Genomic DNA, 15,787 nt, shown 5'->3' on the forward strand with positions numbered 1-15,787 from the left:
GCAGAGGCTTTTGTTAAGCAAGGTTTAGGACTCTTTTATTATAAGAAAGAAAACTCAACATTAGAGGAAGATTTCTTTGTAAGGACTCAGAATAATTTGATTCCAGTCGAAGTTAAGTCAAATAGTGACCAGTCAAAATCATTATCTTCGTTGATAAAAAATGAGAACTATAGCGATATCTCATATGGGATAAAGCTGGGAGACTTCAATGTTGGTAATGCAAATAACATATATACTTTTCCATATTTTTGTGCATTCAAGATGAAAGAGTATTTAAAGAAAATAAATTAACAAATTTCGCAGCTTGTAGGGCTCTTTTGCTAAAGAAAGAGCGTGGCAAATTCAAGTTTTTCGAAATGAATGATAGAACATAAAATCTCGAAGTTATGATATGAGTGCTTGACAAAAATACTCCTATATCGTAGTATAAAACTACGATATAGGAGTATTTAATTATGAAGACAAATGGTGGATTTCTTGTTACAAAAATAAAACAGCTGGGTGATCGTATATTTGAAAGGATACTGGCAGAAAAAAACATTGATGCATTTAACGGAGCTCAGGGAAGGATTCTTTATGTCTTATGGCAGGAAGATGGTGTTCCTATTAAAATTATTTCCGAGAAAAGCGGACTTGCAATTACTTCACTTACAACCATGCTTGAGCGGATGGAAAAAAACGGACTGATAAGCCGCAAAACTGATGAAGCTGATAAGAGAAAAACTCTTTTGTTCCTCACAGATAAAGCCAAAGAACTTAAAGAAGCTTATGACTCCGTATCCAATGAGATGGGGAATATTTATTATCGTGATTTTACGGATAAAGAGATTCTTCAGTTTGAAAAGTATCTTAACCGCATCAGGGTAAACCTTGAGGAATGGAGTGACAAATGAGTATTTGTATTAAAGATCAGATTCAGAACATGAATCTTGTTATAGGGTGCACTGTTGGATGTCCGTACTGCTATGCCAGAAACAATACGAGGCGTTATCACATCATAGATGATTTTGAAAAGCCACAGTTTTTTCAGGGAAAGCTTCGTATGATGGAAAAGAAAAAGCCGCAGAATTTTCTGCTGACCGGCATGAGCGATCTCTCGGGCTGGCATGAGGAATGGAGAGAGGAAGTCTTTAAAAAGATAGCAGAGAATCCTCAGCACCAGTTTCTTTTTCTTACCAAACGACCGGATCTTCTTTCTTTTTTTTAACAAAGTGTTGGAGGAACAGAGGATATGGAACAACCAGAAATCAAAGTAAATCATATAGAAACAAAAAGTGTAATGACAAAATCGAATACTCCTATTGGAGGATATTCGGTGAATCCCTATGTGGGGTGTCCCCATGCCTGTAAATACTGCTACGCATCTTTTATGAAACGCTTTACAGGGCATACGGAGGAATGGGGAACTTTCATGGATGTGAAAGACTGGCCTGAAATAAAGAATCCAAAGAAGTATGCCGGCCAGAAGGTGATCATTGGAACAGTTACGGATGGTTATAATCCGCTTGAGAAAACATATAAAAATACAAGAAGACTTCTGGAAGAACTAAAGGACAGTGGTGCGGACATACTTATCTGTACAAAGTCAGACCTTGTACTAAGAGATCTGGATCTGCTAAAAGAGATCAATGAAAATAGCAGACTTACAGTATCATGGTCAATCAATACTCTCGATGCGTTGTATCAAAGATAGTTACAACGATATGGAGGTATAAAGATGTCTAATTTTAAAAAGATTTCAGTAACAGAGGATGCAAGAACAGAACTTCACGATAAGTTAGAGCTTACAGGAGCAGAGGTTAGTGTTAACAATCTACCAGCAGGAGCTTCTGTACCATTTGTACACTCTCATAAGGAGAATGAAGAGATTTATATTATTTTATCTGGTAAGGGAAAGGCCGTTGTAGATGATGAGACAATCGAGCTTAAGCAAGGTGATTATATAAAGATTTCACCAGCTGGAAGAAGACAATTCTTTGCTGCTGAAGATTGCGGAATCAGCTATGCATGTATTCAGGTAAAGGCTAATTCATTAACTGGATATACAGCAACTGATGCAATAATGTAATTTGCTTATCAAAAGGCATCCTGAAATTAGGATGCCTTAATTTTTTCCAACTGTATTGATTAAATCTATAAAATTCCCTTCCCCAGATTCAGAAAAAAGTAGTGCATCATCTAGCACAGAATCCAAAACGCAGTCAATATTATCATGAGGGCCGTAAAAATAAAAATCTATCATTCTGTTAAATAAATGTTTTGCATAATAATAACACATGTTTTATAATATACTCATGAGTAATGAGTATCGAAACGAACAAGACATTAAAAATAACACAAAGATAAATGAGCTCTTAAATGATATGCCAGAGTTCTTAGAGGATTTTCATACCCATTTGGATTCAAGAAATCGTTCTACAAACACAATCCTTGGGTATATGTATGAAATAAATGTATTCCTAAGATTCATGGCTGTAGTTCTAAAAAAAGAAAATGTCAAGGATATCCAGGTTACTGATTTAGATAAAATCAGAATGACCCAGATTGAAAGATATATTGCTGAATCTGAGGATGGAATCAAGCTAAGTGAAACTGCACGCCGCAGAAAGCTTTCTGTGCTTAAGACCATGTATAAGTATTACCTGGCTATTGGTGCAATCAAAAACAATCCTACACTTCTCGTGGAAGGTCCAAAGCTTCACGAAAGAGATGTAGTAAAGCTCAGTGATTCAGAAGTTTCAGCTTTATTAAATTGTATACAAAAACAGGATAAGATTTCAGAACATGCCAAGGCTTACAATAAACGCATGGTTGATAGAGATATGGCCATTATCATGGTATTGCTTGGCACGGGTATGCGTGTTTCAGAGCTTGTGGGACTTAATCTTTCAGATATTGATACTACTGATGAACACAAAGTTTATTTCAGTATTGTTAGAAAAGGTGGCGATTATGATAAGGTACGTGTAATTGCTCCCGTATATAATGCTGTAGCTGATTACATCGAATTTTCTCGCCCACTACTGCTCTCTTCACCTAATGAAAATGCTCTGTTTATTTCAACCCAGGGCAAAAGAATGTCCGTAAATGCGGTACAAAAAATGCTTAAGAAATATTGCAAGGCAGCAGGTTTATCTGATAAATACTCTCCTCACAAGATGAGAGCTACTTTTGCTACAAAAGTATATGCAGAAACAAAGGATATCTATGCAATCAAAGATGCCCTTCATCATAGCAATATTGATACCTCTAAGCATTATATTTCGGATAAAGAAGCTAGAATTGATGCTGCAGCGGAAGCGGCAAGTACATTCTTTAGCTAATAGATATTGCAATTATCCAATGAGTTAATATTCTACATTACCATCTTAGATTCCCTTACAAAACTCCTCGATTTTTATATCATTATCATCACTAGGTTTATCCTTTGGATCAATAAGAATAAGAGTAGCAGCTAATGTATCTATGCCGATACTATCTTTCAATTTCTCAAATGCTTTCTCAGCTCCAGCTCCACTTTGACATGCAACGGCTGCAATCTTCTTTTCTTTAATACCAGGATTATCTTTTATAAATGTTCTAAGTGGTGGAGTCACATTACTAGCCCATACTGGAAATCCAAATACTATCTGATCATAAGAATCTAAATTCACAACATATGGTTCAAGCTCAGGTGTTTCTGCCATAACTGCACTCTTGCCACCCCAAAAGAATTTTGCAAAGCCTTTCTCAGGATATTTCTTCACTGGTACAAGCTTTAGCAAATCAGCACCAGTCTTTTCTGCAATTTTCTTTGCTACAAAATCAGTATTTCCTTCATGTGAATAATAGACTATAAGTGTTTTCATGTAATAATTTCCTCCCCACATTTTTTAATCGAAAAGCTGCACAGCCGAAGCCATGCAGCAAATATAAATAAACGGGCAAGCTTAGCTTAAGCCCGGGTTTGAAATTAGGCCTCCACCTCGTGAAGGTATTTTGAGGTATTGAACATAAGCAATATCCTCGACATTTATTTTTATGAAACCCTCATTAGAAAAACTGATTTTCGAACGCATAGTAATAAATTCTACGAACCATACAATTTCAGCTAGTATTTCTAGCATCTCTTTCGATGAACCTGTCGATATCATTCCAATAAAATGGACACCTCATAAACCTTGAAAATACAATATACAACTGCCCTTGACTCAATTCAATGTTAGGGTGTAATATTAAATTACAAACATTTATTCGGAACTTATGTTTGGAATAATGTTTGTAGTCTACATAATTATACCCACGAAAATTAACGATACCACTTGCTACCAAAGGATAAAATTGCAGACTGGATTAATCCATCCAAAAATCCCGAAGAATTGATACCATATGCATTACTTGATATGGTTTCAGAAAAAGCAGATAGATAAAAACGTACTTATGGAATTTCCTAGATTTGTGCCTTTACTTCAAACTGCTCATAAGCCTATTCTCTTTTTGCTTTGCGAAATAGCATTTTCTGGACAAACTAAACGACACAGATGACATCCAACGCATTTCCTACCATCTAATTTAGGAATCCTATTTTCAAACTTAATTGCCTGGTGTCCACCATCATCACATGAAATTACACACCTACCACAGCCGTTACATTTATTGGTATCAAATGTTGGAAACAAGATAGTATCTCGCTCCAACACATCAGTTGTACTACTAATAGATTCAAGACCTGCCCCAACAATATCCTTAACAGATGCAATTCCCATTTGTGTCAAATAATAATTCAATCCAGCCTTTAAATCGTCAATGATTCTGTATCCATATTGCATTACAGCAGTAGCGACCTGGATTGAACCCGCCCCAAGAAGAATAAATTCAAGTGAATCTCTCCAGGTTTCTATTCCACCCATGCCACTTATATGTAAACCATTGATTGTTTTGTTTTGCCCTAATTCGGCAATAAATCTAAGGGCAATAGGCTTTACTGCATTTCCACTGTAGCCTCCAAGAGCAGACTTCCCCTTGACTGCTGGTGCCGAAACAAACGTATAAGGGCTGACACCTATAACACTCTTTATCGTATTAATAGCTGCTATACCATCAGCACCACCCCTAAATGCAGCTTCCGCCGCAGGTGACATTGTCGCAACGTTTGGCGTCAATTTTGCTAATACCGGAATTGTGGTACTTCTTTTGGCAGCTCTGGTAAATTTTTCCACCAGCTCGGGCACCTGTCCTATATCAGAACCAAGTCCTCCTTCCATCATATTAGGACATGAAAAGTTCAGTTCTATAGCATCTGCACCATTATCCTCACATTCCTTAGCAAGGGATTCCCATTCAGCCTCATCCTTTCCCATTATCGATGCCAAAATGAATTTTGTAGGATAATTCTTTTTTAGCTCCCTAAAAATGTGCATATTTTCTGCCACACTGTGATCCGATAGCTGTTCTATATTCTTAAATCCGATTATGCTTCCATCTGCCCCTTTTATAGCTGAAAATCTTGGTGAAGCTTCGTGTATATCTAAAGAACAAATAGTTTTAAACGAAATACCAGCCCACCCTGCCTCAAATGCTCTGGCGCACATGTCATATGTAGAAGCAATTACAGAAGATGCCAGAATAAACGGATTTTCCAAAGGAACTCCACACATATCGCATTTCAACCTATTTTCATCTGTTGGTAAAGCTATTTCTGTGACTGGTCTAACTTCATCATATAGGATGTTCATGATATTTTTAATTCTAACTTTGTCCTTTGCAACACAAGCTTTTTCACACCCTCCATCACAATCCCTGCATGGATTATCAATAGGAAGCTTTAAGGAAGCGACATCCTGATTGTCAAACCAAATACTTCTAAGGACATCTGAGGGATTACATTTTTCGCAAGCATTACTACATGGCGCATCCTTACACAGCAAACAAGAAATCATATCTGAACGTTTAATATAATCATTCATTAGCATACAAATACCTCCTCGGGTTCAAATTAGCTATCTTTTTCCCCCTTATGGTTACACACTCATAGTGTATAAAATTTATATGTTAAAAATATGTAAATGCCATGTTAAAGGGCATTAATCTATTGGAAGGAGCTACTACTAGAGAAAGAAATGAACAGATAGGAGGACATCAAACACCCAGCTATGGATTTTTTAATTATCCTACAAGTTTTACAACAATGTTTAACACTTTTATCATAATCTGCTGATAAAATTACTTTTAATGATAATGTAAGGAGGTTTTAGTACATGAGTAGTAAGAAATCAGCATTCGAAGTATATCTTTCAGCGGTATTTAAATGGGGTATTATAGCGTTGACAGGAGCATGTATGTTTGCAACATGTATGTTCATTACTGAGAAATTGTTAGGCTTTTACAAAGATATGCAATGGATTGCTGTAATTTGTTTCGCCCTTATGGATGTTTGTTTTTTAATTTGTGGAATGCTTATACTAAAAACATCATTTGATGAAGAGGGCTATCTAATAGACGGGAAATTACAGCTAGGTAAAATTTTTTGTTCGGGCGTACTTATTATTCAATGGACTTATATTGTTTATATGTGCCCAACTAGAAATTTCTGGGGATTCTTAGCATTCTTTCTCACACTAATCGGATTTTTCCTTGATATAAAACAGTTATTGGCAACCGGAGGAATTTGTATTATTTCCCTTATTAGTGGATGGATAGTTCGAGGCTCACAACTTCTTCCTGCAAAAGACGAATTATATGTGACTGATATAATAATGTGTATTGTTGGATTAACTATATCTTTGGCCGGCATAACATTGTTTGTTTTCTTTGTTTCTTATTTCCTTGTAAATGCTAAAAAAGATGAACTTGAAGAAAACAACAGGAAGGTTGTTGGTGTAATGAATGCTGTAAAGTCTATTTCTGAAAAGATGGTTTCAGCAGGTACTACACTACTTGATATCGCCTCAAATGAAAGTGCTTCAGCTGAAGAATTATCAGCCACAAGTGATGATTTAGTAGAGAATAGTAATATGCTTGGTACCAAAGCTGATGACAGTATGGCAAATCTTTCAGAACTAAGTGATGTAGAAAGTATTGTAATCGAAAATGTTGAGAAGGTAGAAAATACCTCAGATAATTTACTTGTTAAATCAAACGAAAATGAAAAAGCTCTTAATGATTTACAAGGAATTAACTCTGATGTTTCAGATTCAATGGCCACCACAACAGATATTGCAGAACGTCTGTCAAATGCAGTTGAAGAAATCGGAACTACATTGGAACTTATTCAGGGAATATCTTCTTCAATCAGTTTACTTGCTTTGAATGCGTCAATCGAGGCAGCACGTGCAGGTGAAGCTGGAAAGGGTTTTGCAGTTGTGGCAACAGAAGTTGGTAAACTTGCAGAAAGTACATCAAGTTCATTAAATGATGTTGGCGAAGTAATTGATAGAGTTCAAATGAATGTAAAGGAAATTACAAGCCAGGTTGAGAAAAACGCCTCAAAGCTTGAAGAACAAAATGAACAATTCAAGAAGGTCTTTGGCGATGTAGCAGACATGAGTGTAATGCTTAATGATTCTGTTGCTGCGGTTTCAGAAATGAACAAAGCCATCAAGCGTCAATCTGATATCATAAAACAAACTGTAGATATCAATCAGGATATTGCCGAAAGTATTAGAGATGAAAATCAACAATTCGTTTCTATAAGAGCTATGGCTGAAAACAATGCTAAAAATACAGAAGAAGTTGCTAATCAAGCCAAAACTATTAACGATATGGTGGATGAAATTTCTAAATTATTAAATAGCTAAATCTTGTGAGCTTTATCTTTTAGCAGCATATAATAAGTCCTAAAATACTGATTTTAATAAGCCTCGAAGCCTTTGTTGACTTCGAGGCTTTAATAAAGTAAATGACTTTAAAACACTTCCTCGGCAATTTCTTTTACCAATGCAAGCTTTGCCCACTGCTCTTCTTCTGTGAGCTTATTTCCAATTTCACAAGAAGCAAAACCACATTGAGGGCTTAAACACAATCTTTCGAGCGGTATATATTTAGCTGCTTCGTAAATACGTTTTTTAATTGTTTCTTTATCCTCCAGCTTAGGTGTCTTTGTTGTTATTAATCCAAGCACAACTTTCTTATCTGCTGACACCTTGGCAAGTGGCGCAAATCCGCCAGATCTAGCATCATCATATTCTAAGAATAACGCATTTACGTTTTCCTGCGCAAAAACATAATCTGCAACAGAATCATAAGCACCACTATTAAAGAATGTCGAATGATAATTTCCTCTGCAGATATGAGATGTTATAACCATGTCTTCAGGTTTGTTCTCTAAAGCTAGATTGTTTACGTCTAAAAGCTGTTGTTTTACATCCTCCAAATCTACTCCAAGAGACTTGTATCTCTGCTTTGCAGCATCACCAACTATCGCACCCCAGGTACAATCATCTAACTGTAAGTTTCTGCATCCAGCCTCATAGAATTGCTTAATAATATCTTGATAAGCAACTCCTATATCATGAATTAGTTCTTCATTCGATGGATAAAATTTTCGTGTTATCTCATAATTACCCGGTACTATCATCTGCTGATATGTCTGCGCAGGCGCTGGAATAGTGTACTTAGCGATTGTATTTTCATCCTCAAACTGCTTTAAAAACTTAAAATACTCTACAAATGGATGTGCCTTAGCTCTTATTTTTCCTACTAAAAATGTATCATCCAAAAGTGCTAACTCCGCGTCAAACTTCACTCCTGAGCCATTGTTTTCATGAGCCACCCCCTCGAGACCCCACATGAAATCTAAATGCCAAAAGCTTCGTCTAAACTCACCATCTGTAATAATGTGAAATCCTAACTCCTTCTGCTTGGCAACAACCTTTGTAATTTCATCTTCCACCACCTTGTTGTACTCTTCCGCTGAAATCTTACCATTTTGATATAAAACTTTAGCGTCCTTTAACGCCTGTGGTCTTAAAAAACTGCCTACAAAATCATACTTCCCTGGAATATTTACAAAACTCATTATCTCTCTCCTTCTCTGCTATTAATATTTAGCTGAATTATATGCCTATTGAGTCAATAGGCAAAATACAAAAAAGTATCTTATCATCATAGATTTTATCTATGGAATAGACTATTATATAAATTAATATTTATAGTGAGGTGTTGAAATGACGTTAAAACAATTAAAGTATGCTGTAACAGTTGCTAAAACTGGCAACATCACAGAGGCCGCAAAGCAACTATTTATAGCCCAACCCAGTTTGACCGCTGCCATAAAAGATTTAGAAAAAGAATACAACATTACTATTTTTCATCGTTCGAATAAGGGAATAGAAATTACTCCAGAAGGAGATGAATTTTTAGGATATGCAAGACAGCTTCTAGAACAGGCCAACCTTATCGAGGAGAGATATACAGGTGCCGACCATGGTAAACAGCGTTTTTGTGTCTCAGCCCAACATTATTCTTTCGTAGTAGAGGCTTTTGTCAAATTGCTAAAAACCTTTGGTGGCGAAAAATATGAGTTTCATATGAGGGAAACCCAGACCTATGATATCATCGACGACGTAGCTCATCGCAGAAGCGAGATTGGAATATTATATCTCAATACATTTAATGAGACCGTCATTCGAAAAACACTTCGCGACCACGGCTTATTATTCAGCCCACTTTTCAAAGCCAAGCCTCATGTTTTCATTGGCAAAAATAGTCCTCTTGCAGCTAAAGAAACTATTACTTTAAATGATCTTGCAGCTTACCCAAGACTTGCATACGAACAAGGAAGCCATAATTCCTTTTATTTTTCCGAGGAAATCCTCAGTACCATCGACTCAGACAAGGAAATCATTGTCAGGGATCGCGCCACACTTTTTAATTTGTTAGTTGGACTCAACGGTTACACCATTTGTAGCGGTGTCATCAGTGAGGAACTTAATGGCCCTCATATCATTGCAAAACCACTTGATATAGATGATTATATGGAAATTGGATATATTTTGCCTTCAGGCATACCGCAATCAGCTTTAACCCAGCAATACATTGATATTCTTAAAAGCTTTTGTTTTTATTAATTCATTATCTGTTTCGCTTGTAAATAAGAAGAAGGCTCTTCGTTTACACAAAGAGCCTTAAGAGAATGTTATGCAGTTTTTCTCTTCTTAAGAATTAATACGATTCCAAGAATAACGATAGCTGCTGCTACTATATCACCTGCAATTAAGCATTTCTGCCATGTTGCAAGCTGGTAGGTTACTGTTGAACCAGGTACAATGCCCTGCATTGCATTTGAATTTACAACCATGTAAAGAGTGTTGTGTGCTGCTCTTCTCATAGCTGCCACACCTGTTGCTGACTTCTGGTCTGAAAGACTACCATCAGCAAAAGTATTAAGCATTAAATCATTTCCAGCGCGAATTCCTGAATCTGGATCCATGTATGCGCTACCGCCGTAATAATCTGTAAGTACAGCGCCATTAAATCCCCATTCATCGCGTAATATTGTTGTCATAAGTCCATAGCGTGCGCCTGACCATGTACAACCAATTCTGTTGTATGAGCTCATGATTGCAGTTGCTGCTTTGATTGTAGATGTCTGAAGCTGTCCATCTTCGTCGTAATAGTTAACATCTGCCTTTGCTTCTTTAACTGCAACCTCGAAAGGCTTCAGATATATTTCACGTATTGCCTGCTCGTTAGCCCATGTTGCAATACCATTTCTACCATCTTCTTTATCGTTAAGTGCAAAATGCTTTAAGTAGCAGTAAGAACCGTACTTCATTACTCCGCTTACTTCTGAAGCTGCCATCTTACCAGCAAGTAAACCATCTTCTGAATAATATTCGTAGTTACGTCCAGCAAAAGCATTTCTGTGTGTGTTCATAGCTGGAGCATACCAACCGTTAAATCCGTTGTAGAGACCCTGCTCGCCAATAATCTGTCCCATTTCTTCAGCTAATGCTTCGTTCCATGTAGCGGCAAGAACTTCTTCTGCCGGGAAGCCTAAGCAGATTGCATCCTTGCCAGATGCTGATACCCATGTAGACCATCCCATAGGGCCATCATAATCAAGTGTAGCTGGTTTACCAATATCTGTAAGCTCAGCTGTATTGTATCCAGCGTTTGCAAGCATGTTAGCAACAGATGCCATATCAAGCTCGTCTAACAATAAATCCCATGCTGGGTCGTTATAATCTAAACCTCTTAATGATACTAACTGAATTCCGTTGTTTGCCTTTGTTGTAGGCATCTTGTCAGTGTAAGCCACACTTCCTTCTACGTTACCAGTTTCTTTATTTGTGGTTTCATCATAAACAGTTTCGTGGGCTGTTTTAATGTAATCTTCTGCTGTCATATCAGCTTCTGTTGGAGCTGTAGGGAATGTTCCTGCAAAATCAGCTCTTGAGAAGTTAAGAGGTTTACCCTCTGTTGGAGTATCTACAAACTCTGCAGATACATCATCAAACTGATTTGTTGCTGCGATTAAATCTGTGCTGCGCTTGTTGTCTTTATCAAATACCCATGCATCGAAATCATGTGTGTACACCTTCGATGAATCTTCTGCATCTATTGAAGCCCAACTGTGTGAGTTGTCGCTGAGGTAGAATTTGTATTCACCTTCGTCAAGCACATAAGCCTTGTTATTTTTGTAATCGTATGAAGCTAAATCTTCAGCCTTTACTTCAATAGTTAAGTCTTCAGATTCGCCTGGATTAATCACATTAGTCTTTGCAAATCCTGCAAGAACAACCTTGCTCTTTTCGATACCACCCTTTGTGTAAGGGCTTTCCTCGTAGATTTCAACTACATCTTTTCCTGCCACATCACCTGTGTTAGTAACCTTAACATTGAATGTAAATGTGCCATCGTTGTAGCTAGGAGTTCCTTCGTATTCTTTTTCAAATGTTGTATATGATAAACCATAACCGAATGGATAAACTACAGCCTCGTCATAATTAAAACCATCATAGTTTCCATCCATTGCCTCGGCTGCCGCAGTTTCGTAATAGCGGTAACCAACGTAAATACCTTCTTCATACTCGTTGAATCTACCAGATTCATATCCACCGATACTTCCATCAATATTGTTGTAGAAAGTATCATCGAAATTAACATAGGTAGGATCCTTTGTTAAATCACTTACAAAAGTATCAACTGTTCTACCTGATGGATTAACAGTTCCGTTTAAAACCTTAGCCACGGCGTTGGCACCCTGGTCACCGATACAGCCTACCCAAACAGCAGCATCAATTCCGTAGGCCTCATCATTTAAGAAGCCAAGCTCCATAGCATTTGCTGTGTTAAGAACAACAACAATCTTTTTGATTGCACCAGCATCCTTTTGAGCCTTGACATAAGAAAGCATGTCCATTTCACGGCTGTCTAATTCAAGGTAAGATTTGTCCTTGTCCTCTTTTGTTACATCATACTCAGACATATCTGTTGGAAGGTCGCAACCTTCGCCACCAACACGGCCGATGAATACTATTGCTGCATCACCGTATGTTGTGAAGCTATCCTTTAAATCTTCTGGATAATCCTTTGCTGGAACTTCAGCGATGATATCGCCTGTAAACATTGCTGTTCCCATAGAGGAGATGAAACCACGACCTGTATATTCAACATCCATCTCTCCCATTCCAGTCTGCATCTTTGTTTTGACCGGAGTTGTTGTGATTTCATGGTTTGCATAAAAATCGTAAAGGCTTTCGTTTACCTTAAAGCCATTTGCTTCAAATGCTGTTTTGTAATCTACAGGAGAGCTTTCTGTAGCCGCACTTCCTGCACCTGTGTAAACTGGATCAACTGATGTTCTTCCGAATAAAGATACATTTGTCTCTTCAGATGTAAGTGGAAGAACCTGATTATCATTTTTAAGAAGAACAATTCCCTCCTCTTCTACTTGCTCAGCTTTTTTTGCGCTGGCGCTAAGAAGACTATCTTCATCCTCGTGTTCAAGCTTGTAATAATCTCCGTCTAGGGAGCTGGCAAGCTCGTTTTGTTTAATAACCGCTTCGCCCTTTCCAAAATACATGTTCATAACAGTGTATAATGGGCCTGTAAGAACGATGCTAACAACTATTGCAAGTACAGTAACTACTGCAATAATGATTGTCCATAGTCTGGTGAATTTTTTCACGCTCATAAAACATCCTCCTAATAATTAAGATAGATATACATTATCATCTAATTTGATTGAAACTGGGATTTGGTACGAAATGCAAAAATATGGTACGGAATGCTCCTAGCAAGAAACTAATCTATTAAGTATAATCATATGTAGATTCTTGCTGACAATTTCAGTATCTGCCAGCAAGAAGTCCTAGCTTTATTAAATGATTTTGGAGGTCTTATGTATCAGGCTGCAATTGTTGATGACGAACTTGATATTCTAAATTCCACAAAGGCTATGCTTGCTGACGAATTTACAAAAGCTAATACAGCAGTTGCCTTTGATTTTTTTACAGATAGTGAAGATTTTCTGTCTATGTTTGAAAGTCATTTTAATTATGACATTATTTTTTTGGACATTGAAATGCCAAACATCGATGGCATATCCGTTTGCCGAAAGATAAGGCAATTATCCAAAGATGCTCTTGTGATTTTTATTTCTAATAAAGAAGAGTTAGTCTTTCAAACCTTTGAGGTTCAGCCATTTCGATTTATTCGTAAATCCGAATTGAAGGAGCTTTGCCCGTCTTTGGTGGATTTCATAATCAATGAACTTAAAAGACGTTCACCTCAGACATTTACCATTATAGAAAACAATGGTGGCGATGTTTTATCCTTTGATGCAAGAAACATAATCTATGTCGAAGCACAAAGAAAAGAATGCAAAATCGTTACTACAATTGGTGATTCTACTGTAAAAATGAAGCTAATGGACTTAGAAGAAAAACTTGGCAGCTTTCATTTTGTAAGAATTCATAGAAGCTTTCTTGTAAACATGGATTATATATTCAGAATCACCAAAAATAGTATTATTCTAACCAGTGGTGAAGAGCTGCCCATAAGCCGAGGCAGTAGCGATACTTTAAAACAATTATTTATAAATTACTCTATGTCATAAAAGGAGACGTTATGTTATATCAGATATTTAGAGAATGGGAAATTGAAGGCATTATTCATTTTACTATGCTTATATATATGCTCCATTTACTATTTCCAAAAAAGAAAACACCTTGGACAACTGCAAGTTATTTTATAGTTTCTATGGGCGTTTTTTTGACTCTGAAATACATTCCTTATATTCTTCCATTTTGGGATTATGATAGACCTTACTGGTATTTTTATATTATTTCTTTACCACTCGCTCTTCTATTTTCCCACTTATGTTTGGAGGGAGATTTTCTTTCCAAAACAGTATACATTTCATTTTTTATGGCATTCATTCAGCTGGCTAAAATGGTATGCTCTCCTATATACAGGAATGAAAGTGTAATTCCTGCTGTCGAATATCAGATTATCGATATTATATTATTCCTTATACTTGTGGGCCTGCTTATACTGCTAGCTGCTATCTTTATCAACTGGCCATTACTAATTAATAAAACCAACATTCATCCTAGATATTATGCAATATTATATCTGCCTATCAGCCTTAGTGCTTATTATCTTCTTGGTGTTATGAATATTTCATTTTGGGATAAATACAAGGAGGCTATTTTAGCATTTCTTATCATTCCTATTTTGCCAATTTTCTACGATTTGTTTTCAACCTTTATGATAAGCAATGATGAGCAAAGACGATTGGATAAAGCCCTTACCGAAACCAAGGCTCAGGTATTTAGATACAGATATTCTTTGGAATTAGAAGAACGTATTAAGAAAGAACGTCACGAACTAAAGAATAATTATTTGTATATTCAGACGCTGTTGAATGAGCAAAAATATGATAAGCTTCAGGCTTATTTGGATGAAACAATTGGAGCGAAAATCCAAAGTATCTCTGCTATTTCCACTGGTAATTCCATGATAGATTACATTTTAAATCGTAAAATATCTGAGGCTCAGAAGCACGGAATAAAAGTGTATTCAGAAATACTTTTGCCTTCTGAACTACCAATTAATGATGATGAATTTTGTACCATCTTTTTGAATTTATTTAACAATGCCTTTGAGGCTTGTGAAAATGTGGACCACCCGGATATTCACATTGTAATCAAGTGCATAAAAGGCTATTTGAGTTGCGAAATTTCAAATAAAATATCTGAAAATGTGTTAGCGGCCAACCCAAATCTAGAAACCACAAAGATTGATAAGATTAATCATGGATTGGGGCTCAAGATTGTTAAGGAAGCACTTAATTCTAATGATGGAATATTAGGCACATCCATTGAAGGCAGCTATTTCAAAGCCAAGTTTATGATACCTATGAAATAGCGAGCTTCTATGGGCCGCGGGCAGTGTCACAGACGAAAACACACCAAGACACTGCCATCGCACCACAAAAAAGACCCAGCCCCCGGGACAATGTCATTAAGTTAACATTGCGGTGGAGGCTACGATGAAGAAAACGAGATTGAAGTGATATGCTTCAATCTCGTTTTTTCCTTTTTTAGACATTAAAAGAAGACAGATTGTATATCTGCCTAAATAACATTTTTAACTTTTCATTTTTATGCTACTCTATATAAGAAACCTCTAAAGATTCTTGCTGACTGGTATCTTTCACGATGTCGGTCTGGTCTAATGGGTACAAGATTTCTTGATATGATGGTTTCTAAATCAGGTGGAGATGTAATACCGCGGTAAAACTTTTTGCACATGTGAGCAGCAACTGAAAAGTTGGCTTTATATGTATATTTTCTTTGTT

Annotated in this window: 11 protein-coding genes and 4 pseudogenes; 10 read left to right on the forward strand and 5 right to left on the reverse strand. The window is 36.7% G+C overall.

Going from position 1 to position 15,787, the window contains the following annotated elements; genetic code table 11:
- From BM097_RS15000 to BM097_RS15025, 6 genes and pseudogenes are all read left to right on the forward strand, one after another.
- A pseudogene (locus BM097_RS15000) lies at positions 1–291 on the forward strand (ATP-binding protein); the annotation flags it as partial.
- A 164-nt stretch (positions 292–455) separates the two neighbouring features.
- Entirely contained in the window at positions 456–893 is a 438-nt protein-coding gene (locus BM097_RS15005; protein WP_090552222.1) for a radical SAM mobile pair system MarR family transcriptional regulator, read from the forward strand.
- Positions 890–1,201: pseudogene (locus tag BM097_RS15010) on the forward strand (DUF5131 family protein); the annotation flags it as partial. The gene BM097_RS15005 and the pseudogene BM097_RS15010, both read left to right, overlap by 4 nt.
- A 30-nt stretch (positions 1,202–1,231) precedes the next feature.
- Positions 1,232–1,675: pseudogene (locus BM097_RS15015) on the forward strand (radical SAM protein); the annotation flags it as partial.
- Positions 1,676–1,717: 42 nt separating this feature from the next.
- On the forward strand, positions 1,718–2,068 hold the full coding sequence (locus BM097_RS15020) for a cupin domain-containing protein (protein ID WP_090552225.1): 351 nt from the start codon (positions 1,718–1,720) through the stop codon (positions 2,066–2,068).
- Positions 2,069–2,363: 295 nt separating this feature from the next.
- Entirely contained in the window at positions 2,364–3,323 is a 960-nt protein-coding gene (locus tag BM097_RS15025) for a tyrosine-type recombinase/integrase (RefSeq protein ID WP_177197484.1), read from the forward strand.
- Between the two features lie 45 nt (positions 3,324–3,368).
- On the opposite strand, the gene BM097_RS15030 is transcribed toward BM097_RS15025, so the two are convergent.
- Both BM097_RS15030 and preA read right to left on the reverse strand, forming a co-directional pair.
- Positions 3,369–3,848, reverse strand: coding sequence for a flavodoxin family protein (locus tag BM097_RS15030; RefSeq protein ID WP_090552232.1), 480 nt, complete (start codon positions 3,846–3,848; stop codon positions 3,369–3,371).
- Between the two features lie 609 nt (positions 3,849–4,457).
- Complete coding sequence (gene preA, locus BM097_RS15040) at positions 4,458–5,951, reverse strand: NAD-dependent dihydropyrimidine dehydrogenase subunit PreA (RefSeq protein WP_090552238.1); 1,494 nt, start codon at positions 5,949–5,951, stop codon at positions 4,458–4,460.
- A gap of 285 nt (positions 5,952–6,236) precedes the next feature.
- Here preA and BM097_RS15045 point away from each other — a divergent pair, with 285 nt between their 5' ends.
- Entirely contained in the window at positions 6,237–7,775 is a 1,539-nt protein-coding gene (locus BM097_RS15045) for a methyl-accepting chemotaxis protein (protein WP_090552242.1), read from the forward strand.
- Positions 7,776–7,882: 107 nt separating this feature from the next.
- Here the strand turns inward: BM097_RS15045 and BM097_RS15050 are convergent, their stop codons facing one another.
- Positions 7,883–8,995 (reverse strand): 5-methyltetrahydropteroyltriglutamate--homocysteine S-methyltransferase, encoded by a 1,113-nt coding sequence (locus BM097_RS15050; protein ID WP_090552245.1) that lies wholly within the window; start codon positions 8,993–8,995, stop codon positions 7,883–7,885.
- 148 nt (positions 8,996–9,143) lie between these two features.
- Between BM097_RS15050 and BM097_RS15055 the strand changes: the two genes are divergently transcribed.
- Complete coding sequence (locus BM097_RS15055) at positions 9,144–10,046, forward strand: LysR family transcriptional regulator (protein WP_090552248.1); 903 nt, start codon at positions 9,144–9,146, stop codon at positions 10,044–10,046.
- 68 nt (positions 10,047–10,114) lie between these two features.
- Here the strand turns inward: BM097_RS15055 and BM097_RS15060 are convergent, their stop codons facing one another.
- Complete coding sequence (locus BM097_RS15060) at positions 10,115–13,117, reverse strand: glycoside hydrolase family 3 protein (protein WP_090552251.1); 3,003 nt, start codon at positions 13,115–13,117, stop codon at positions 10,115–10,117.
- Between the two features lie 207 nt (positions 13,118–13,324).
- Here BM097_RS15060 and BM097_RS15065 point away from each other — a divergent pair, with 207 nt between their 5' ends.
- Together BM097_RS15065 and BM097_RS15070 are read left to right on the forward strand one after the other, a co-directional pair.
- Positions 13,325–14,041, forward strand: a complete 717-nt coding sequence (locus BM097_RS15065; RefSeq protein WP_090552255.1) for a LytR/AlgR family response regulator transcription factor — start codon at positions 13,325–13,327, stop codon at positions 14,039–14,041.
- Positions 14,042–14,052: 11 nt separating this feature from the next.
- Complete coding sequence (locus BM097_RS15070; RefSeq protein ID WP_090552259.1) at positions 14,053–15,354, forward strand: sensor histidine kinase; 1,302 nt, start codon at positions 14,053–14,055, stop codon at positions 15,352–15,354.
- Between the two features lie 236 nt (positions 15,355–15,590).
- On the opposite strand, the pseudogene BM097_RS16445 reads toward BM097_RS15070, so the two are convergent.
- Positions 15,591–15,787: pseudogene (locus BM097_RS16445) on the reverse strand (IS4 family transposase); the annotation flags it as partial.

It is taken from the genome of Pseudobutyrivibrio sp. OR37, assembly GCF_900113655.1.
Taxonomy (GTDB): Bacteria; Bacillota; Clostridia; order Lachnospirales; family Lachnospiraceae; genus Pseudobutyrivibrio.

Excerpts from the sequence above, each read along its gene's own strand:
- BM097_RS15005 (WP_090552222.1), top strand. The coding sequence starts at position 456 with ATGAAGACAAATGGTGGATTTCTTGTTACAAAAATAAAACAGCTGGGT.
- BM097_RS15020 (WP_090552225.1), top strand. The coding sequence starts at position 1,718 with ATGTCTAATTTTAAAAAGATTTCAGTAACAGAGGATGCAAGAACAGAA.
- BM097_RS15025 (WP_177197484.1), top strand. The coding sequence starts at position 2,364 with ATGCCAGAGTTCTTAGAGGATTTTCATACCCATTTGGATTCAAGAAAT.
- BM097_RS15030 (WP_090552232.1), bottom strand. The coding sequence starts at position 3,848 with ATGAAAACACTTATAGTCTATTATTCACATGAAGGAAATACTGATTTT.
- preA (WP_090552238.1), bottom strand. The coding sequence starts at position 5,951 with ATGCTAATGAATGATTATATTAAACGTTCAGATATGATTTCTTGTTTG.
- BM097_RS15045 (WP_090552242.1), top strand. The coding sequence starts at position 6,237 with ATGAGTAGTAAGAAATCAGCATTCGAAGTATATCTTTCAGCGGTATTT.
- BM097_RS15050 (WP_090552245.1), bottom strand. The coding sequence starts at position 8,995 with ATGAGTTTTGTAAATATTCCAGGGAAGTATGATTTTGTAGGCAGTTTT.
- BM097_RS15055 (WP_090552248.1), top strand. The coding sequence starts at position 9,144 with ATGACGTTAAAACAATTAAAGTATGCTGTAACAGTTGCTAAAACTGGC.
- BM097_RS15060 (WP_090552251.1), bottom strand. The coding sequence starts at position 13,117 with ATGAGCGTGAAAAAATTCACCAGACTATGGACAATCATTATTGCAGTA.
- BM097_RS15065 (WP_090552255.1), top strand. The coding sequence starts at position 13,325 with ATGTATCAGGCTGCAATTGTTGATGACGAACTTGATATTCTAAATTCC.
- BM097_RS15070 (WP_090552259.1), top strand. The coding sequence starts at position 14,053 with ATGTTATATCAGATATTTAGAGAATGGGAAATTGAAGGCATTATTCAT.